This is a genomic window from Pseudomonas sp. HMWF032 (genome assembly GCF_003060885.1).
In the GTDB taxonomy this organism is placed as follows: domain Bacteria; phylum Pseudomonadota; class Gammaproteobacteria; order Pseudomonadales; family Pseudomonadaceae; genus Aquipseudomonas.
This window is the reverse complement of the sequence record NZ_QAIG01000006.1, coordinates 91,490-110,843: the sequence shown is the minus strand read 5'-3', so window position 1 is coordinate 110,843 and position 19,354 is coordinate 91,490. Positions and strand designations below refer to the sequence as shown.

Here is a 19,354-nt window from a genome sequence, read left to right as displayed (position 1 = left end):
GAGGTAACTCCGTTAGCAGGCGGCCGACAGCGGGGACGCGGAAGCAGGCAAAAGCCGTTATCATAAGCGCCACTTCGCCCGTCGGCTGCTGAAATCTACGCGTTTATGCGCCTAGGCCGCCCGGTCTTCAATGCCAGAGAATTTGCGTTTTATGACTGAAAACGACTACCTGCTTGCCTGGGGCGCCTATCTGGTGGCGGCTCTTGGTTGTCTGTTGGTGTGGTTTCGCCTGACCAGCTGGATGTGGCGTTACCTGCGAGAGCCGCTGCGTGTGCTGGTGCTGGTGCTGCTGTTCAGCCCGACCATTGTCGACCCCGGTAAAGAGCAGTTCGCCCCTGCGGTGGCGATTACTGCCATGGACATGCTGCTTGGCGTGGGCAACAACGCCTGGCGCGCGGTAGCCGATTTGAGCATGTACGCGTTAATCGTCTTTACCTTGTACCTGCTGTTTGTCGCGGTGCGCTGGCCTGTGGAAAGGTGGCGGCAGTCGCGCAAGGGGCCTGCGCCGATTGCCGATAATGAGCCGACCTTGCGCAATATGGTGGCGCGCGATGAGCAGGATTTCGGCGACACCCGTTACGATTCCCGTGGTGACCGCAGGCTAAGAGTCGAGCCACGTCTGTAACTCAAACTTGCGCCGCAGCACACAGCCGTTCAGCATGGCCTGTCATTTATAAGGAGGGGCTATGGAGTGTGTGTTCTGTGCAATCGCTGCTGGCCAGTTGCCTGCCGAACGTATTTATGAGGATGAGCACTTTATCGTCCTGCTGGATATCTTTCCCCTGCGCCCGGCCCATGTGCTGATTGTCAGCCGCGAACATGCGCCCTTTCTCAAAGACCTTTCCTCTGCTGCCGGTGAGCGGTTGCTGCCGTTGGCGCAGCGCATGACCGCGGCCTTGCGCGCGGCCGGGTATGGCGAGCAGGGCATCAACTTTCTGGTCAACGACGGACCGACCGCCAACCAGCATGTGCCGCACCTGCATCTGCACCTGATTCCACGACGCAGCGGCGATGTCACGCAATTACTGTGGCGCGCCCTGACGCGTTTTCTGCCGTTGGCGCGTAAACGTATCGAGGCACGTCTGGCGATTGAGGCGCAGCAGCTGCGCGAGGCGTTGCGCCATGTGTGAATTGCTGGGCATGAGTGCCAATGTACCGACCGATATTGTCTTCAGCTTTACCGGCCTGATGCAGCGCGGCGGTCGCACCGGGCCGCACCGCGATGGTTGGGGCATCGGCTTTTACGAAGGGCGTGGTCTGCGGCTGTTTCAGGACCCGCGCGCCAGCAGCGAATCAGAGGTGGCGCAGCTGGTGCAGCGCTACCCGATCAAGAGCGAAGTGGTAATCGGGCATATCCGCCAGGCCAATGTTGGCCGCGTCTGCCTGGCCAATACCCATCCGTTTGTGCGCGAGATGTGGGGGCGTAACTGGTGTTTTGCGCACAACGGCCAATTGGCCGATTTCGCCCCGCAATTGGATAACTACCGGCCAATTGGCGACACCGACAGCGAAGCGGCCTTCTGCGATTTGCTCAATCGCTTGCGTCAGGCCTTTCCCGAGCCGGTTGTGGTGGAGCAGTTGCTGCCCACCTTGGTCAGTGCCTGTGCCGGCTATCGTCAGCACGGTGTATTCAATTGCCTGCTCAGTGATGGCGACTGGCTGTTCAGCTTTTGCAGCAGCAAGCTGGCGCATATCACCCGGCGCGCGCCGTTTGGCCCGGCGCATCTGAAAGATGCCGACATGCAGGTGGATTTTCAGGCAGAAACCACGCCCAATGATGTGGTCACTGTTTTGGCGACCGAGCCGTTGACCGATAACGAGAGCTGGACACTGTACCAGCCGGGCGAGTGGCGTCTGTGGCGCGGCGGTGAGTGTGTGGCGCAAGGCATGGAAGGCTGATTATTAGGGGGAGGGAAGCAATGTTTAGAAGCTATCTGCGGTTGGCCTTGTTTGCTCTGGGCTTGCTGGTTGGGGTTCAGGTGCCCGGGTTTATCGACGACTACAGCAAGCGCGTCGAAGCCCATCGCATTGAGTCGGATTTGGGCCTCAAGGGCTTCCGTGAAACGGCTCGGCGCTTTTTCAAAGGCGATCTGGTGGCCTTGGTTAGCCATTACCAGGCCAGCGCCGACCCAGTGATGCGCAGCGATGCGCAGAGTCTGGGTACGCTGGTCGAGCGTTCGGCCTTTCTTGAGCGTGAATCCAAGGCCATGCAAGGCCCTTGGTATGGCCAGGTCTGGCATCTGGCTACCGCAGCAGACCATGAATTGCTGGAGGAAACCTTCGCCACCTACCGTTACCAGGTGCTGCTGGCCCCCGAGGCCATCACCTGGGGCATCGTCTGCGCGCTGCTACTGGCCTGGCTGGTCGAAAGCCTGCTGGTGCTGTTCGGCATGCTGCTGGGTGTGGGCCGCAGCCAGAAGGTGCAGCAACGGCACTGGCGCTGAGTTGCATCACTCTCAAGGGCTCGCAAGAGCCCTTGATGTTTCAGTTGATCCGTTTATTGAGGCGATGTCTCAATACCCTGTTGCATGCATTGGGTAGAGCGTGTCATACGCATCAACGCAGGGTTGCGTGTGTAGGTTGGGTTGAGGAACAGCGCGACGAAGCCCAACGAGACATGCTGCAATCTGTTGGGCTTCGCTGCGCTCAACGCCAACCTACGCCTTATCGCCACGCAACACGCAATGGGTACATGGACTTTCTTATGCTTGCTTGCTGCCTTGAATACAAGCAGCCTCGTTAACAGCCGGCAGAGTCGGCAATTTTTTACGCCGCGACACCAACAACACGCCCGCCACGACCAACGCTGCACCCGCCAACTGGACCAGTGACACTGGCTCCGCCAACAGCATCCAGGTAAACACAATCGTCAGCACCGGCCCCAGCGTGCCGATCAGCACCGTGCGCGCCGAGCCGATCAGGCGCAGCGCAGCCGATTGCCAGAAGATTGGCAGCACCGTCGAGAAAACCGCCATCGCCGCGCTGTAGGCGTACACCTCAACCGGCAACTGCAACGCGCTGAATGGCTGCGTGGCGAGAAAATGCAGTTGCGTGGCAAAGGTCGACACGATGATCGCCAGCGCAGCAAAGCGAATAGTGCCCAGCCGGTGAATCGCCACTTCAGCCCCGGCGCTGTACAGCGCATAAGACAGCGCCGAGCCGAACACAAAGGCGGCACCGATCAATACGTTGTGCAGGTCTTCGGCGATGCGCAAGTCGTGGGCGAAGGCCAGGGCAATCCCGGCGTAAGACAGTAGCAGGGCGGCGATCTGGCGTTTCTCTAGGCGCTTGCCCATAAACAACACGCCGATCAACACGGTCATGGTCGGGTAGATAAACAGAATCAGCCGCTCCAGCGCCGCCGAGATGTACTGCAGGCCGATGAAATCGAGAATGCTCGCGCCGTAATAACCGAGCAGGCCCAGGGCCAGCAGCATGCACCAGTCCTTGCGGGTGAGCGGCGGCGCGGTGCGGCACAGCCACAGCGTGGCCCACAGGGCGATGGGTAAGGCAAAACTCATGCGCAGTGCGAGCAGGGTGACGGCATCCACCGGTGCGGCCGCGTAGGCCAACTTGACGAAGATGGCTTTGAACGAGAAGCCGAAGGCGGCAAGGATCGCCAGCGCGATGCCGATGCGATCGGCTGACCAGGATTTCCAATGCATTGCGAATAAATCCCTAAAGAGTTGTTCTGGTCCGAATGATGCGAGGGCTAGAATCGCTTTGGAATTGGCTTTTACTAAACTGATCGTTCGGAATTAACAAACGCTATGCACTACGACTTGGTTGACCTGCGTTTATTCGTCGCCATCGCCGAAGCGAAAAACCTCACCCGTGGTGCCGAACGGGTGCATCTGGCGGCTTCTTCTGCCAGCCATCGCTTGCGCCAGCTGGAAGCGTCGATTGGCACGCCGTTGCTGCTGCGTGAGCCGCGTGGCGTCAGCCTGACCCGCGCTGGCGAGGCCTTGTTGCGCCATGCGCGGCAGGTGTTTGCCCAGCTTGAGCAAATGCACGCCGACCTCACGCCCTACGCCAAAGGCGTGCGCGGGCATGTCAGCCTGTGGGCCAACACCCACGCCACGCACACCTTTTTGCCCGACAGCTTGGCGACTTTTCTGCAGCGTCATCCGCAAGTGAGTATTTCCCTCGAAGAACACACCAGCCCGGATGTGTTGATGGCGGTGGCGCGCGGTGAAGTGGAAGTGGGCGTGGTGGCGGGGGCCATGGAGGGGGCCGATGTCGAACTGATTCCTTACAAGGCCGATCGTCTGGTGCTGATCGCGCCTGCTGAGCACCCGCTGGCTGCGCGCAAGCACTGCCCGTTTGTGCAGGTGCTGGAGTATCCCTTTGTGATGCTGCACGCCGGTTCGGCCATCCACACCTTCACCATGAACGCGGCGGCGGCGTTGGGCCGGCACTTGGAGGTGCGGATTCAGGTGCGCAGCTTTGAGGCTGTGTGCCGTATGGTCGCGGCGGGTGTGGGCATTGGTTTGGTGCCGCGCAGTGCGGTGAGCGAGCGCGGGTTGCCAATCATCGAGTTGGAGGAACACTGGGCGCAGCGCGATTTGAAGGTCTGTGTGCGTAAGCGGGCGCTGTTGTCGGGCTTTGCCGCCGAATTGGTCGATTGCCTGACGGCCGAGGCTGACTAAGTAAAACGGGCCCGAAGGCCCGTTGTTTACTTGGAGAGAAAGCGCATGCCTTCTTCCAGGCCTTGCAGCGTCAGCGGGTACATCTGGTCTTCGAGCAACTCACGCATGATGTTGGTCGAGGCGGTGTAGCTCCAACTGTCTTTGGGGTACGGGTTGATCCAGATAAGCTTTTTGTACTTCTCCATAAAACGCTTGATCCAGACGTAACCCGGCTCCTCGTTCCAGTGCTCGACGCTGCCGCCGGCCTGGGTGATTTCGTAAGGGGCCATGGCCGCATCACCGACGAACACCACTTTGTAATCCGCGCCGTACTTGTGCAGCAGGTCTTGCGTGGAGAAACGCTCAGACGTGCGGCGCAGGTTGTTCTTCCACACCGACTCGTACACACAGTTATGGAAGTAGAAATACTCCATGTGCTTGAACTCGGTTTTGCAGGCGGAAAACAGCTCCTCGCACACCTTGACGTGGGCGTCCATCGAACCGCCGATGTCGAAGAGGATCAGCAGCTTCACCGCGTTGCGCCGCTCCGGACGCATTTGAATGTTCAGCAGACCGCCGTCTTTGGCGGTGTGGTCGATGGTGCCGTCCAGGTCCAGCTCGTCTTGTGCACCTTGGCGCGCAAACTTGCGCAGGCGGCGCAGGGCCACCTTGATATTGCGCGTCCCCAGCTCGACCTGATCGTCGAGGTTTTTGTACTCGCGCTGATCCCAGACCTTGACCGCCTTGCCCTGACGCTTGCCGGCGTCACCCACGCGGATGCCTTCCGGGTTATAGCCGCCAGAGCCGAACGGGCTGGTGCCGCCGGTGCCGATCCACTTGTTGCCGCCTTCGTGGCGTTCTTTTTGCTCTTCGAGGCGCTTTTTGAATTCCTCGATCAACTTGTCCAGGCCGCCGAGGGATTCGATCTTGGCGCGTTCCTCATCGGTCAGCGAACGCTCGAACTCCTTGCGCAGCCACTCATCGGGGATCAATGCCTCGATGTGCTGGTTAAGGTTTTCCAGGCCCTTGAAGTAGGCCCCGAACGCGCGGTCGAACTTGTCGAAATGCCGCTCGTCCTTGACCAGAATGGTGCGCGAGAGGAAATAGAACTCGTCCATATCGGCGAATACCACGTTGTGCTTCAACGCGTTGATCAGGTCGAGCAGCTCGCGCACCGACACCGGCACCTTGGCGGCGCGCATTTCATTGAATAGGTTGAGCAGCATAGCTGCGCCCTCATGTGTTGATTCTGGCCGGGCTGCTGCGCGTCGGCCATGCGGCGTTGAAACCGAGCTTCACATGCTCACGTACTGGAGTACGCTGCGCTGTTAAGCTCGGTTTCGCCTTGCCTGGCTCTAGCTCGCCGAGCCCTATACCGAGTGGGTAGCGCGTCCGACGACGCGCAGCAGCCCAATTCTTAACGCGAAGCGCGGCGGCTCATAAAGGCCAGGCGCTCCAGCAACTGCACATCCTGCTCGTTCTTCACCAGCGCACCGGCCAGCGGCGGGATGGCCTTGGTGGGGTCGCGTTCGCGCAGCACGGCTTCGCCGATGTTGTCGGCCATCAGCAGTTTCAGCCAGTCGACCAGCTCGCTGGTGGACGGCTTTTTCTTCAGGCCCGGTACTTTGCGCACGTCGAAGAACACGTCCAGCGCTTCAGCGACCAGGTCTTTTTTGATGCTGGGGTAGTGCACATCGACGATCTTCTGCAGGGTCGCGCGATCCGGGAAGGCGATGTAGTGGAAGAAGCAGCGGCGCAGGAAGGCGTCCGGCAGTTCCTTTTCGTTGTTCGAGGTGATGATGATGATCGGGCGTTGCTTGGCCTTGATCGTCTCGTTGGTCTCGTAAACGTAGAACTCCATCTTGTCGAGTTCTTGCAGCAGGTCGTTAGGGAACTCGATGTCGGCCTTGTCGATTTCGTCGATCAGCAGAATGACGCGCTCTTCGGACTCAAAAGCCTCCCAGAGTTTGCCCTTCTTGATGTAGTTGCGCACATCGTGAACTTTGTCCGAATCCAGCTGCGAGTCACGCAGGCGGCTGACCGCGTCGTACTCGTACAGGCCTTGATGAGCCTTGGTGGTGGATTTGATGTGCCAGGTGATCAAGCGTGCGCCGAATGATTCAGCCAGTTGCTCAGCCAGCATGGTTTTACCAGTGCCCGGCTCGCCCTTGACCAGCAGCGGGCGCTGCAGGGTGATGGCGGCATTGACCGCGAGCTTGAGGTCGTCGGTGGCGACGTAGGACTGGGTGCCTTCGAACTTCATCGGTAAATCCTCGAACGGTAACGCGCAGGGCCATACCCGCGGGTTCGGTAGGTGAAAACCAGACTATAACGCGCAGCCCCGGCGACTGTGAACGCAGACGGGGCATTCAGTCACTGAATGGCGGGTCACCGAGCGTCTGTTACCGTGCTAGACGCAAGCGCGCGGGCGTTTTAGTCTGGCGGACTTTCGGCAACTACCGCACAAGGACATCGTCATGAGCCGCATCTTTACTGACAACGCCCAGGCCATTGGCAACACTCCGCTGGTCAGAATCAACCGGCTGGGGCCTGCTGGTGTAACCATCCTGGCCAAGATCGAAGGGCGTAACCCGGCGTATTCGGTGAAGTGTCGGATCGGCGCCAGCATGATTTGGGACGCCGAAGAGCGCGGCGTACTCAAACCCGGCATGACCATTGTCGAGCCTACCTCCGGCAACACCGGCATCGGCCTGGCGTTTGTCGCGGCGGCGCGTGGCTACAAGCTGCTGCTGACCATGCCTGCGTCCATGAGTTTGGAACGCCGCAAGGTACTCAAGGCGCTGGGCGCTGAGTTGGTGCTGACCGAGCCGGCCAAGGGCATGAAGGGTGCTATTGAAAAAGCCGCAGAAATCGCCGCCTCCGATGCCAACACTTATTTTATGCCGCAGCAGTTCAACAACCCGGCCAACCCGGCGATTCATGAAAAGACCACCGGCCCGGAAATCTGGAACGACACCGACGGCGCGATTGATGTGCTGGTCTCGGGCGTCGGCACCGGCGGTACCATTACCGGTGTGTCCCGTTACATCAAACAGACCCAGGGCAAGGCCATTCTTTCCGTAGCGGTGGAGCCGATCAGCTCGCCGGTCATCAGCCAAACCTTGGCCGGTGAAGAGGTCAAACCCAGCCCACACAAAATTCAGGGCATTGGCGCAGGCTTCGTCCCCGGTAACCTGGATTTGAGCATGGTGGACCGCGTTGAACAGGTCAGCGATGACGACGCCAAAGCGGTTGCCCTGCGCCTGATGCGCGAAGAAGGCATCCTCTGCGGTATCTCCTGCGGCGCCGCCATGGCCGTGGCCCTGCGCCTGGCCAATGAGCCGGGCATGCAAGGCAAAACCATCGTGGTGATCCTGCCGGATTCCGGCGAACGCTACCTGTCGAGCATGCTGTTCAGCGACATGTTCACCGAGCAGGAATTGCAGCAGTAAACGTCCAGGCCTTGGGTCGCATGCCGCTGGCCGTGATGACAGATTACCCACAGCCCGCCTAGCGCGGGCTGCTTTCGTATACAACTTATGCGGGACGAGTCAGTCGTGTGAGCGTTTGCTGCCCAGGCGGTACTGATTTTCGCCGCCGCGCTTGGCCTCGTACATGGCCAGATCCGCGATGTGAATCAGTCGATCCATGCTTGATGCGTGATCCGGGTAAGCAGCAACGCCCAGGCTGGCACCGATACACTGCGATTTACCGGCGATAGCCAAGGGTGCCAGCAGTGTTGCGAAGAGTTTTTCGCTGATTGTCTGAGCTTCCTGCTCCAGGCTGCTGTTGAGTGCCAGACCTTCGACAATCACGACAAATTCATCTCCACCGATGCGTGCCACGCTATCGGAGGCGCGCAATGCGCCTTTGAGCCGTTGCGCGGTGGTGATCAGCACTTCATCTCCTGCGGCATGGCCATATGCATCGTTGATGGCCTTGAACCCGTTAAGGTCGATAAACACCAGGGCTACGCGAGTGCTGTTGCGTTGGGCGCGTTTCAGGGCATTGCCCAGGCGATCCTCGAATACCAGACGGTTAGGCAGACCGGTTAAAACATCGTGATGCGCCAATTGATGCAGCTGCTGAGCCCAGGCTTTCTCCTCGGTGATATCGCGCACCACCCCCATCATTTTCACCGCGCTACCCTGAGCATCTTTGACCACATTGCCGGTTTCTCGCAGCCAGCGCATGCTGCCATCGGCCCAGATTACGCGGTATTCCTCGTCATGATTTTCACCGGTTTCGATGCAGCGCAGTTCCCCAGCGCGCACACGCTCGCGATCGTCTGGGTGCACGCTTGCGCAGAACAGATCGTAGCTCGGTGTCACACTGCCTATCTTATGGCCGAACATGGTGTAGATCGCGTCTGACCAGTACAAACGGTTGGTGTTGATCTCCCAGTCCCAGGTGCCGATACGAGCAAAATACTGGCTGCGTTTGAATCGCTCGATATCTTCCTGTGAACGACAGGGTTCATGACTCGGTTGAAGCAGTACAAGGGTTTTAGCATGGCCAAGGCGCAGGCATCTGGCTTCGATTTTCAGACGATGTCCGGAGTTTGCGACAATCTCCAGGCATTGGGTGGCTGCAGTTTCCAGATTGAGCTGCAGCGTTGGTAGATAGTCCGAGACGCATGCACCCAGAAGTTCGTCAGCTCTCTTGCCCAACAGTTGAGCGGCAGCAGGGTTGTATTGATCGATTTTGCCGTTGCGATCGAGTTGTAACACGGCATCCGAGAGCGTATTCAGCAGCTGTTCGTAGACGCCTAGCTGAACGTGCATGGTGCGTCGAGTGTTAAGTGACCAGAGCAGCAGCGACAAAAGCAGCAGGCCGCCGGCGACAAAGACTATGGCAGGCATTGGCTTAGGTTTCGCACTGTGGGAGGTTGGCTGGGTAATGGTTGCATAATGGCATTATGCCGCTCTTTGTGCTCATTACAGGGGGCTCTAGCATGAGGGTTTAACGCCTGTTGATCGGCAATGCGATCAACCGCGAGACAACGAGCGCCAGGTACATGACGCCGGCAAACTCTTCAATCATCACCAGCGCCCGTGCCATGGGTGTGACTGGCAGAATATCGCCCAGGCCAACGCCTGAAAGAGTGGTAAAGCTGAGAAACAACAGCTCCATCCAGCTGCGGGCATTCTGTGGATCAACCATTGCCACAAAACTGCCGGGTAGCAGCAGCTGACAAACATTGAATAGGTAGGCGAAAGCCCAGGCGAGCAAGGTGAACGTCGCACCCACTGCGTAAAGCTCATCGGTTGTCGCGTGCTGGTCAGCGGTCATGTAGGCGATGAGGCTGGCGGCGGCATAAAAGTAAAAGACTGCCTCAACCAGGGCGACCAGCCATTTCAGGGTTGCAGAAGGAAGCAGTATGTCGAGTACCGACAGTGCCAGCACCAGCACTGCCAGCATCACGGCGATCCAGCTTTGGGTTGGACTGCGTTTGACCACATGCAAGGCGAGGCCCAGCACCACCAGACCGAATGCACCGAAGAGTGCGCGGCCAAGCGCGGTGCTTTCCATCCAGGGGTAAAGCAATACGCCAAGCAGTTGCACGAACAGCAGGCCGGCAGAAGGGTGGCGGGTTACATAGGCAATGGGCGACATACGATCCTTGTTTATCAATGCTGACGATGGTCACAAAAAAGCCCGCAGCTGCGGGCTTGATTGCTACATACCTTAATTATCGTAGCCCAGGTTCGGTGCCAACCAACGCTCGCTGACGTTGAGGTCCTGCTTTTTCCGGGCGGTGTAGCTTTCCACCTGATCCTTGTCGATTTTGCCGACGGCGAAGTACTGCGCTTGCGGGTGGGCGAAGTACCAGCCGGACACGGCCGCCGCCGGGAACATGGCGTAGTGCTCGGTGAGGAACACGCCGCTGTCGCCGGCTTTGTTGAACTCGGCTGCCGGATCGAGCAGGGCGAACAGGGTCTTCTTCTCGGTGTGATCCGGGCAGGCCGGGTAGCCGGGGGCGGGGCGGATGCCTTTGTAGGCTTCCTTGATCAACTCCTCGTTGGACAGCTGCTCGTCTGGCTCATAGCCCCAGTACGTGGTGCGCACTTCTTTGTGCAGCCACTCGGCGCAGGCTTCGGCCAGACGGTCGGCCAGGGCTTTGACCATGATCGAGTTGTAGTCGTCGCCGGCATCTTGGTAGGCCTTGGCCACTTCCTCAGCACCGATACCGGCGGTGGTGATAAAACCGCCGACGTAGTCGGTGACGCCGCTGTCTTTCGGCGCAACAAAGTCGGCCAGCGAGTAGTTTGGCTTGCCGTCCGGTTTGATGGTCTGCTGGCGCAGGTGGTGCAGGGTGGCCAGCTTGTCACCGTTATCGGCGTAGACATCCAGGTCGTCATCATTCACCTGGTTGGCGGGCCAGAAACCGAAGACCGCACGGGCACTGATGAGTTTTTCGTCGATCAGCTTTTTCAGCATGGCCTGGGCATCGGCGTACAAGGCCGTCGCGGCTTCGCCGACCACTTCATCGGTGAGGATGCGCGGGAATTTGCCGGCCAAATCCCAGGAAATAAAGAACGGCGTCCAGTCGATGTACTCGGCCAGAGTGGCCAAGTCGATGTTGTCCAGCACCTTGACGCCGGTAAAGCTCGGCACGCTGGGCTGGTAATGGGCCCAGCCAAACTGCGGCTTGTTGGCAACCGAGGCGGCGTAGCTTAAACGCTCGGTGCGGGCGCTGCGGTTAGCGGTGCGCTCGCGCACTTCGATGTAGTCGAGGCGGGTGCGCTCAACGAAATCCGCTTTCAGCTCTTTGGACAGCAACTGCGTGGCCACGCCGACCGCGCGCGAGGCGTCGGTGACGTAAACCACAGCGTCGTTCTGGTACTTGGGCTCGATCTTCACCGCTGTGTGAGCTTTGGAGGTGGTGGCGCCACCGATCATCAACGGCAGGTGAAAGCCCTGACGCTGCATTTCGCGGGCGACATGCACCATTTCATCCAGTGACGGGGTGATCAGGCCGGAGAGGCCGATGATGTCGCACTTCTCATCCTTGGCCACCTGCAGGATTTTCTCGGCGGGCACCATCACACCCAAATCGACGATGTCGTAACCGTTACAGCCGAGCACCACGCCAACGATGTTTTTGCCGATGTCGTGCACGTCGCCCTTGACCGTGGCCATGAGAATCTTGCCCTTGGCTTCCGGCTTGTCGCCTTTTTCGGCTTCGATAAAGGGGATCAGGTGCGCCACCGCTTGCTTCATCACGCGGGCGGATTTCACCACCTGCGGCAGGAACATTTTGCCCGCGCCGAACAGGTCACCGACCACGTTCATGCCAGCCATCAGCGGGCCTTCGATCACCTCGATGGGGCGCGCGCACTGCTGGCGGAATTCTTCGGTGTCTTCGACGATGTGCGTGGTCACGCCTTTGACCAACGCATGCTTGAGACGCTCTTCAACGCTCAGGTTGCGCCATTCTTCGGTTTCGGCTTCTTTAACGCTGCCATCGCCCTTGTATTTGTCGGCAATGGCCAGCAGCGCTTCGGTCGCGTCGTCGTTACGGTTGAGCACTACGTCTTCTACAGCGTCGCGCAGCTCTTTGGGAATCTCGTCGTAGATTTCCAACTGGCCGGCGTTGACGATGCCCATGGTCAGGCCGTTCTGGATCGCGTAGTACAGGAACACCGAGTGAATGGCTTCACGCACCGGGTTGTTGCCGCGGAAGGAGAACGACACGTTGGACACGCCGCCCGAGCTCAGGGCATAGGGCAGTTCGTCACGGATGTAGGCGCAGGCCTCGATAAAGTCGACCGCGTAGTTGTTGTGCTCCTCGATGCCGGTGGCCACGGCGAAGATGTTCGGGTCGAAGATGATGTCTTCCGGCGGGAAGCCCACTTCGTTAACCAGAATGTCGTAGCTGCGCTGGCAGATTTCTTTCTTGCGTGCGGCGGTGTCGGCCTGCCCCACTTCGTCGAAGGCCATCACCACCACAGCCGCGCCGTAGCGCTTGCACAGGCGGGCGTGGTGCTTGAACTGCTCCACGCCTTCCTTCATGGAAATCGAGTTGACGATGCCTTTGCCCTGGATGCACTTGAGGCCGGCTTCGATCACCTCCCACTTGGAGGAGTCGATCATGATCGGCACGCGGGAAATGTCCGGCTCACCGGCAATCAGATTCAAGAAGGTGACCATGGCCTTCTGCGAATCGAGCATGCCCTCGTCCATGTTGATGTCGATCACCTGCGCGCCGGCTTCCACCTGCTGCAGGGCGACTTCCAGGGCTTCGGTGTAGTTGTCCTCGCGGATCAGCCGGGCGAATTTGGCCGAACCGGTGATGTTGGTGCGCTCGCCGACGTTGATAAACAGCGAGTTGCGGTCGATGGTGAAGGGCTCAAGGCCCGACAGGCGGCAGGCTTTGGGAATGTCCGGGATGACACGTGGCGGGTATTTGCTCACCGCTTCGGCAATCGCCTGAATGTGCGCCGGGGTGGTGCCACAGCAGCCGCCGACGATGTTCAAAAAGCCCGAGGCGGCAAACTCTTCGACCACCACCGCCATTTCCGCCGGGGTTTCGTCGTATTCACCAAAGGCATTCGGCAGGCCGGCGTTGGGGTGCGCAGAGACAAAGGTGTCGGCTTTGTTGGCCAACTCTTCCAGATACGGGCGCAGGTCACTGGCACCGAGGGCGCAGTTCAGGCCCACGGAAATCGGCTTGGCGTGGCGCACGGAGTTCCAGAACGCTTCGGTGGTCTGCCCGGAGAGGGTGCGGCCGGAGGCGTCGGTGATGGTCCCGGAGATCATGATCGGCAGCTCGAAGCCTTGTTGCTCGAAGACTTCCTGCACAGCGAAGATCGCCGCTTTGGCGTTCAAGGTATCGAAGATGGTTTCGATGAGGATCATGTCCGCGCCGCCTTCAATCAGGCCGCGGGTGGCTTCCACGTAGTTTTCCACCAACTCGTCGAAGGTGACGTTGCGGTAGCCGGGGTTGTTGACGTCCGGGGAGATCGAGCAGGTGCGGCTGGTTGGGCCCAGGACGCCGGCAACGAAGCGCGGGCGATCCGGGGTTTCCAGGGTCTTGGCATCGGCCACGCGGCGGGCCAGGCGCGCGCCTTCGACGTTCAACTCATACACCAGGCTTTCCATGCCGTAGTCGGCCTGGGACACCTGGGTGGCGTTGAAGGTGTTGGTTTCAAGGATGTCTGCGCCGGCATCCAGGTAGGCTTTCTCGATTGCGCCGATCACGTCGGGACGGCTCAGGATCAGCAGGTCGTTGTTGCCTTTGACGTCCTGCGGCCAGTCGGCGAAGCGTTCGCCACGGTAATCGGCTTCTTCCAGCTTGTAGCTCTGGATCATGGTGCCCATGCCGCCGTCGAGGATCAGGATGCGTTCCTTCAGGGCTTGCTGAAGTGCGTGGAGGCGGGCGCTGCGATCGGACAGAGACATGGAGAGAACTACCTGGGACGCGTGAAAAAAAGATGCGCGATGATAACAAAGCTGCACGCTTTTGCAGTGGGCTGCGCTTTTACATGAATCTTACTCATGTTTGCGGGTTGGCCTTTGCCAACCGACGCCAGCTAGAATCGGCACTTGAGCCTTTTTAGAGATGTTTCCATGGTCTGCCGTTTACTACTTGGCGTGTGTTTATTGTTCATCGGCTCATTACAGGCGGCCGAACCCATCTCCTACAGCCGCGATATCCAACCGATTTTTACCAAGAACTGCGTGGCCTGCCATGCCTGCTACGACGCGGCCTGCCAGCTTAATCTGGGCAGTGGTGAAGGTGTGCTGCGCGGCGCCAGTAAGGCCACGGTGTATAACGGCACGCGCACCCAGGCGCAGGCCACTACACGGCTGTTTGTTGATGCCCACGGTGAGGCCGCGTGGCGGCGTAAGGACTTTGTGTCTGTGCTGGATCAGCAGGGCAGTCAGGCCGCTTTAATGGCCCGTATGCTGGAACTGGGTCATCAGCAGCCGTTTGCGGCCAATAGCAAACTGCCGGCCGGGTTGGCTATCGGCATCAACCGGGTCAACCAATGTCCGCTTCCGCAGGAGTTTGAGGCGTTTGCCCGTAAAAATCCGCAGGCAGGCATGCCGTTTGCCGTTACCGGCTTGAGCGAGGCGGACTACCAGACGCTCCAGCGTTGGCTGGCCGAGGGCGCGCCGGTCGATCAGCAAACGCTGCAGGCCAGTGCGGCTGAGGCGCAGCAGATCGCCAATTGGGACGCTTTTATGAATGCTCCCGGTGCCCGCGAGTCGCTGGTTTCGCGCTGGCTCTACGAGCATCTGTTTCTCGCCCACCTGTATTTTACCGATGGTGAGCCGGGGCACTTCTTCCAGATGGTGCGTTCGCGCACGCCCAGCGGCCAGCCGGTGGACATCATCGCTACGCGGCGACCCAATGATGATCCCGGCACCGAGTTCTACTACCGGTTGATCCCCGTGCAGGGGGTGATCGTGCACAAGACCCATATCACCTACGGGTTGAGTGCAGCGAAGCTGGCGCGGGTCAAAGCATTGTTCTTTGCCAGTGACTGGCAGGCCGACGCTGTGCCCGGATATGGCCTGCAGCGCCGCGCCAATCCATTCGAGACCTTTGCCGCGATTCCGCCCCAGGCGCGTTATCAGTTCATGCTGGATAACGCCGAATACTTTGTGCGCACGTTTATTCGCGGGCCAGTTTGCCGTGGGCAGATCGCCACGGATGTGATTCGCGATAACTTCTGGGCGATGTTCCAGGACCCACAGCACGACCTTTACATCACTGATGCGCAGTACCGTGAGGAGGCCACCGGGTTATTGGCCATGCCGGGACAGCTTGATGGCATCACCGATTTACCGGGCCTGTGGCGCAGCTACCGGGACAAGCGCAATGCCTATGAAGCGCTGCGCATGCAGCGCTACGCTGATGCGCCAGCGGCGAGTTGGTCGCATATCTGGGCCGGCAACGACAACGCACTGCTGTCGATCTTCCGCCATCACGACAGCGCGTCAGTGAGCAAAGGGCTGATTGGCGAAGTGCCGCAAACCCTCTGGTGGATGGACTACCCACTGCTGGAGCGTACGTACTACCAACTGGTAGTGAACTTCGATGTGTTTGGCAACGTTTCGCACCAGGCGCAGACCCGCTTGTATTTTGACCTGATTCGCAATGGTGCCGAGGTCAACTTCCTGCGCCTCATGCCGGCTGAGTCGCGCCAGGGCTATCTGAGTGATTGGTACCAGAGCAGTGGCAAGCTGAAGGTCTGGCTGGACTATCAGGCCATCGACAGTGACAGCCCAAACGCGCTGCGCTTGGCAGCGGGTGACCCGAAGCGCAGCTTTGCCGGGGCGCTGCTGGAACGTTACGGCAGCCTGAACGCCCGGCCTGACCCGATCAACCGCTGCACGGGTGCGCATTGTCATCGGTCCGGTATAGCCTCCGAGTTACAGCGTGCCGAGCAATCCCTGAGCCGCCTGACCGGTAAACCGGGTGGCACGCTCAAGGTGATCAACCAGTTGCCGGAAACCACACTTCTACGTGTAGAACTGGCTGGAGGGCAGCGCGAGGTTTACAGCCTGTTGCGCAACCGTGCGCACAGCAATGTGGCCTTTATGCTGGGCGAGGAACTGCGCTACCAGCCCACTCTGGATACCCTGACGGTGTACCCGGGGGTGTTCAGCAGTTATCCGAACTTCATCTTCAACATCCCGGCAGAGCAGGTAGCGGCGTTTGTCACTGCGCTGGAGCAGGCGCGTGATCAATCAGCCTTCGATAAGGTGGTCGAGCGCTGGGGGATTCGCCGTACACATCCGCAGTTTTGGCATTACTTCCACGATATGTCGGCCTATATCCAGCAGATCGAGCCAGTGGAAGCCGGCGTGCTGGATATGAATCGATATGAGAATTTATAGGGCGCGGGCAGGTGGCGCACTGCGCGGCAGTGCGCCTATATGGTTAGCGGTTGAAGCGTTCAACCAGAGCATACTGGCCGTTGGCTGTGGCCATCAGCGCCGCACTGAGCAGGGCCGTGTCATGGGCCTCGCCTGAGGTCTGATCGGCTAACTGGGCAATGGTGGTGATGCTGCGGTTGACCTCATCGGCAACGGCACTCTGCTCTTCGGCGGCTGCGGAAATCTGGTTGGCCATATCGGTGATATTGGCTACCGCTTCGCTGATACCGGCCAGGGCCTCATCGGCCTGCTGCACGCGTTCAACCCCTTCATCAGCCTGTTTGCGGCCGATTTCCATGGTCATCACCGCTTCTTCGGCGGTGCGTTGCAGCTTGGCGATCAACTGATGGATCTGTCCGGTGGATTCGGCCGTGCGTTGCGCAAGCGAACGGACTTCATCGGCTACCACGGCAAAACCACGTCCCATGTCACCGGCGCGCGCCGCTTCGATAGCGGCATTGAGCGCGAGCAGATTGGTCTGATCAGCAATGCCCTTGATCACATCGACCACACCTCCGATCTGATTGCTGTCATGGGCCAGGCGAGTCACGGTCTCACCGGTATCGCCAACAGACTGCGAGAGGCGCTGGATAGCCTGACGGGTTTCGCTGGCGATGCTGCGGCCGGCACTGGTCAAGCGATTGGCATCCTGAGTGGCGATGGCCGTGCGTGCCACATTGCTGGCAACTTCCAGCGTGGTGGCGGCCATCTCATTGATGGCTGTTGCGACTTGATCGGTTTCATTGCGCTGGCGTTCAAGCCCGGCGGAACTGCTGTGAGCAAGTGTATCGGCTCGTTTGGCTTGCTGAGCGAGTTGCTCGGCGGTGTCCTGCAGGCGTGTCAGGCAGGTTTTCAGGCGCGCCTCCTGGCTCAGAATGGACATTTCCAGACGCCCCTGATCGCCACGGCTGTCGGTATACATCTGCGCAATCAGTGGGTCGGAAGTGGTCTGATCAGCCAGGCGTAGCAGGCGTGCGAGGCCACGTTGCTGCCAGTTAAGCCCTGCCAGGCCAAGCGGTATAGATAACCCTGCAGCGAGTGCAAAGCCCCAACTGGAGTCCAGCCAGGCGCCGATCAGGAAGCCGATCTGGCTGACCAGAATAAATGGCAGCCAATCCTGCACGATTGGTAGCCAGCGATCAGTGCTGGGGATCGCTGACTTGCCGCTATTGATCCGTTGATAAAGGGCTTCCGCGCGGCGAACCTGCTCGGCAGTGGGTTTGACTCGAACAGATTCATAGCCAATGACCTGATTGTGTTCAGTCACCGGTGTGACATAAGCATTGACCCAATAGTGGTCACCGCTCTTGCAACGGTTTTTGACGATGCCCATCCAAGGGCGGCCTTTCTTCAGGGTATCCCACATGTGTTGAAACACTGCAGGAGGCACATCCGGGTGGCGTACGAGGTTGTGCGGCGCCCTGATCAACTCCTCGCGAGTGAAACCACTAATGTCCACAAAGGCGTCGTTGCAATAAGTGATCTGACCTTTGAGGTCCGTGGTGGAAATGAGTCGTTGCTGCGCCGGGAATGTGCGCTCACGTTGTGTAATGGGCTGATTATTGCGCATGGTGAGTTCTATTCCTTTTGTCGTTATCGGTACTTCGGCCGCAGCCGCCGGAAGTTTAGCTGCGGAACCGCATCTGGGCTGGAAATGCTCCAGGGCTCAGGCTTGAGGCTTTGGGCGCGCATTCTTGCTATCTGCGCAGGAATAGTCACGTTGACTTTAAGCATACAGCGGTGAGTCGGCTATGATGCGCGCCTTGAGGAGAGACTGATGAACACGTTGCTGTTGCACTGCCGCCCCGGATTCGAAAACGAAGTCTGCGCTGAGATTGCCGAACAGGCAGCGTTGCTAAATGTGGCCGGGTATGCCAAAGCCAAGCCGAACATGGCCTGCGCAGAATTTATCTGCACCGAGGCCGAGGGGGCCGAGCGCCTGATGCGTGGGGTGCGCTTCACTCAGCTGATCTTTCCCCGGCAATGGTCACGCGGCACATTTATCGGCCTGCCTGAACTGGACCGTATCAGTGTGCTGCTGGCTCACCTGGCCGACTCACCGGTGTTTGGCAGCCTCTGGCTGGAAGTGCTGGACACCAACGACGGCAAAGAACTGTCGAATTTCTGCAAGAAGTTCGAGGCGCCGCTGCGCAATGCCCTCAGCAAAGCCGGCAAGCTGGTCGACGATGCACACAAGCCACGCCTGTTGCTAACTTTTAAAAGTGGTCGTGAGGTGTTTGTTGGCATGGCCGAGGCGAATAACTCGGCGCTGTGGCCTATGGGTATTCCTCGACTGAAGTTCCCCCGCGAAGCGCCGAGCCGCTCGACCCTCAAGCTGGAAGAGGCCTGGCATACCTTTATCCCCCGCGAGCAGTGGGATGAGCGCCTGTCCGATGAGATGACCGGGGTTGACCTCGGTGCTGCGCCGGGCGGCTGGACTTATCAGCTGGTCAAACGCGGCATGCTGGTCACCGCCATTGATAACGGGCCGATGGCCGAAAGCCTGATGGACACCGGCCTGGTCAATCACCTGATGGTCGATGGCTTCACCTGGACGCCTAAGCAGCCGGTGGACTGGATGGTCTGCGATATCGTCGAGAAACCGGCGCGGACGGCGGCCATGGTGGAAACCTGGATTGGCGATGGCCATTGCCGGGAGGCTGTGGTCAACCTCAAGCTGCCGATGAAGCAGCGTTACGCCGAGGTACGTCGCCTGTTGCAGCGCCTGGAAGACGGCTTTGCCGCGCGCAAGATCAAGGTGTCGATTGCCTGCAAACAGCTCTACCACGACCGTGAAGAAGTCACTTGTCACCTGCGCCGCTTAGGTAAATAAC

15 protein-coding genes are annotated in these 19,354 nt (G+C 59.4%); 8 read left to right on the top strand and 7 right to left on the bottom strand.

Annotated features, from left to right (window positions below):
- Positions 1-151 precede the first annotated feature (151 nt).
- The 4 genes from DBR00_RS10375 to DBR00_RS10360 all read left to right on the top strand — a co-directional run bounded on the left by DBR00_RS10375 (position 152) and on the right by DBR00_RS10360 (position 2,444).
- Positions 152-625, top strand: a complete 474-nt coding sequence (locus tag DBR00_RS10375) for an MFS transporter (protein ID WP_108488344.1) — start codon at positions 152-154, stop codon at positions 623-625.
- A 61-nt stretch (positions 626-686) separates the two neighbouring features.
- Positions 687-1,130: an HIT family protein gene (locus tag DBR00_RS10370; protein ID WP_108488343.1), complete on the top strand. Its 444-nt coding sequence runs from the start codon at positions 687-689 to the stop codon at positions 1,128-1,130.
- Positions 1,123-1,899, top strand: coding sequence for a class II glutamine amidotransferase (locus DBR00_RS10365; protein WP_108488342.1), 777 nt, complete (start codon positions 1,123-1,125; stop codon positions 1,897-1,899). The genes DBR00_RS10370 and DBR00_RS10365 overlap by 8 nt, the downstream gene beginning before the upstream one ends.
- A gap of 20 nt (positions 1,900-1,919) precedes the next feature.
- A complete protein-coding gene (locus DBR00_RS10360) occupies positions 1,920-2,444 on the top strand; it encodes a DUF2937 family protein (RefSeq protein ID WP_108488341.1) in 525 nt (174 codons plus the stop codon).
- Between the two features lie 258 nt (positions 2,445-2,702).
- Here DBR00_RS10360 and DBR00_RS10355 read toward each other — a convergent pair whose 3' ends face one another.
- Entirely contained in the window at positions 2,703-3,665 is a 963-nt protein-coding gene (locus DBR00_RS10355) for a DMT family transporter (protein WP_108488340.1), read from the bottom strand.
- 105 nt (positions 3,666-3,770) lie between these two features.
- Between DBR00_RS10355 and DBR00_RS10350 the strand changes: the two genes are divergently transcribed.
- Positions 3,771-4,649, top strand: coding sequence for a LysR family transcriptional regulator (locus DBR00_RS10350; protein ID WP_108488339.1), 879 nt, complete (start codon positions 3,771-3,773; stop codon positions 4,647-4,649).
- 26 nt (positions 4,650-4,675) lie between these two features.
- On the opposite strand, the gene DBR00_RS10345 is transcribed toward DBR00_RS10350, so the two are convergent.
- Positions 4,676-5,854: a VWA domain-containing protein gene (locus DBR00_RS10345; RefSeq protein WP_108488338.1), complete on the bottom strand. Its 1,179-nt coding sequence runs from the start codon at positions 5,852-5,854 to the stop codon at positions 4,676-4,678.
- Positions 5,855-6,045: 191 nt separating this feature from the next.
- Positions 6,046-6,891, bottom strand: coding sequence for a MoxR family ATPase (locus tag DBR00_RS10340; protein ID WP_108488337.1), 846 nt, complete (start codon positions 6,889-6,891; stop codon positions 6,046-6,048).
- A gap of 214 nt (positions 6,892-7,105) precedes the next feature.
- Here DBR00_RS10340 and cysK point away from each other — a divergent pair, with 214 nt between their 5' ends.
- The gene (gene cysK / locus DBR00_RS10335; RefSeq protein WP_108488336.1) at positions 7,106-8,080 is read left to right on the top strand and encodes a cysteine synthase A; all 975 of its coding nucleotides are present in this window, start codon (positions 7,106-7,108) and stop codon (positions 8,078-8,080) included.
- A gap of 99 nt (positions 8,081-8,179) precedes the next feature.
- On the opposite strand, the gene DBR00_RS10330 is transcribed toward cysK, so the two are convergent.
- From DBR00_RS10330 to metH, 3 genes are all read right to left on the bottom strand, one after another.
- A complete protein-coding gene (locus tag DBR00_RS10330) occupies positions 8,180-9,490 on the bottom strand; it encodes a diguanylate cyclase domain-containing protein (RefSeq protein ID WP_108488335.1) in 1,311 nt (436 codons plus the stop codon).
- A 100-nt stretch (positions 9,491-9,590) separates the two neighbouring features.
- Positions 9,591-10,244, bottom strand: coding sequence for a potassium channel family protein (locus DBR00_RS10325; protein ID WP_108488334.1), 654 nt, complete (start codon positions 10,242-10,244; stop codon positions 9,591-9,593).
- 72 nt (positions 10,245-10,316) lie between these two features.
- The gene (gene metH, locus DBR00_RS10320; protein WP_177479967.1) at positions 10,317-14,033 is read right to left on the bottom strand and encodes a methionine synthase; all 3,717 of its coding nucleotides are present in this window, start codon (positions 14,031-14,033) and stop codon (positions 10,317-10,319) included.
- A 168-nt stretch (positions 14,034-14,201) separates the two neighbouring features.
- Here metH and DBR00_RS10315 point away from each other — a divergent pair, with 168 nt between their 5' ends.
- On the top strand, positions 14,202-16,481 hold the full coding sequence (locus tag DBR00_RS10315) for a fatty acid cis/trans isomerase (protein ID WP_108488333.1): 2,280 nt from the start codon (positions 14,202-14,204) through the stop codon (positions 16,479-16,481).
- A 43-nt stretch (positions 16,482-16,524) separates the two neighbouring features.
- Here DBR00_RS10315 and DBR00_RS10310 read toward each other — a convergent pair whose 3' ends face one another.
- Entirely contained in the window at positions 16,525-18,090 is a 1,566-nt protein-coding gene (locus DBR00_RS10310) for a PAS domain-containing methyl-accepting chemotaxis protein (RefSeq protein WP_108488332.1), read from the bottom strand.
- A 207-nt stretch (positions 18,091-18,297) separates the two neighbouring features.
- On the opposite strand from DBR00_RS10310, the gene rlmM reads away from it, so the two are divergent.
- Entirely contained in the window at positions 18,298-19,353 is a 1,056-nt protein-coding gene (gene rlmM / locus DBR00_RS10305; RefSeq protein WP_108488331.1) for a 23S rRNA (cytidine(2498)-2'-O)-methyltransferase RlmM, read from the top strand.
- Position 19,354 lies beyond the last annotated feature (1 nt).

Excerpts from the sequence above, each read along its gene's own strand:
- DBR00_RS10375 (WP_108488344.1), top strand. The coding sequence starts at position 152 with ATGACTGAAAACGACTACCTGCTTGCCTGGGGCGCCTATCTGGTGGCG.
- DBR00_RS10370 (WP_108488343.1), top strand. The coding sequence starts at position 687 with ATGGAGTGTGTGTTCTGTGCAATCGCTGCTGGCCAGTTGCCTGCCGAA.
- DBR00_RS10365 (WP_108488342.1), top strand. The coding sequence starts at position 1,123 with ATGTGTGAATTGCTGGGCATGAGTGCCAATGTACCGACCGATATTGTC.
- DBR00_RS10360 (WP_108488341.1), top strand. The coding sequence starts at position 1,920 with ATGTTTAGAAGCTATCTGCGGTTGGCCTTGTTTGCTCTGGGCTTGCTG.
- DBR00_RS10355 (WP_108488340.1), bottom strand. The coding sequence starts at position 3,665 with ATGCATTGGAAATCCTGGTCAGCCGATCGCATCGGCATCGCGCTGGCG.
- DBR00_RS10350 (WP_108488339.1), top strand. The coding sequence starts at position 3,771 with ATGCACTACGACTTGGTTGACCTGCGTTTATTCGTCGCCATCGCCGAA.
- DBR00_RS10345 (WP_108488338.1), bottom strand. The coding sequence starts at position 5,854 with ATGCTGCTCAACCTATTCAATGAAATGCGCGCCGCCAAGGTGCCGGTG.
- DBR00_RS10340 (WP_108488337.1), bottom strand. The coding sequence starts at position 6,891 with ATGAAGTTCGAAGGCACCCAGTCCTACGTCGCCACCGACGACCTCAAG.
- cysK (WP_108488336.1), top strand. The coding sequence starts at position 7,106 with ATGAGCCGCATCTTTACTGACAACGCCCAGGCCATTGGCAACACTCCG.
- DBR00_RS10330 (WP_108488335.1), bottom strand. The coding sequence starts at position 9,490 with ATGCCTGCCATAGTCTTTGTCGCCGGCGGCCTGCTGCTTTTGTCGCTG.
- DBR00_RS10325 (WP_108488334.1), bottom strand. The coding sequence starts at position 10,244 with ATGTCGCCCATTGCCTATGTAACCCGCCACCCTTCTGCCGGCCTGCTG.
- metH (WP_177479967.1), bottom strand. The coding sequence starts at position 14,033 with ATGTCTCTGTCCGATCGCAGCGCCCGCCTCCACGCACTTCAGCAAGCC.
- DBR00_RS10315 (WP_108488333.1), top strand. The coding sequence starts at position 14,202 with ATGGTCTGCCGTTTACTACTTGGCGTGTGTTTATTGTTCATCGGCTCA.
- DBR00_RS10310 (WP_108488332.1), bottom strand. The coding sequence starts at position 18,090 with ATGCGCAATAATCAGCCCATTACACAACGTGAGCGCACATTCCCGGCG.
- rlmM (WP_108488331.1), top strand. The coding sequence starts at position 18,298 with ATGAACACGTTGCTGTTGCACTGCCGCCCCGGATTCGAAAACGAAGTC.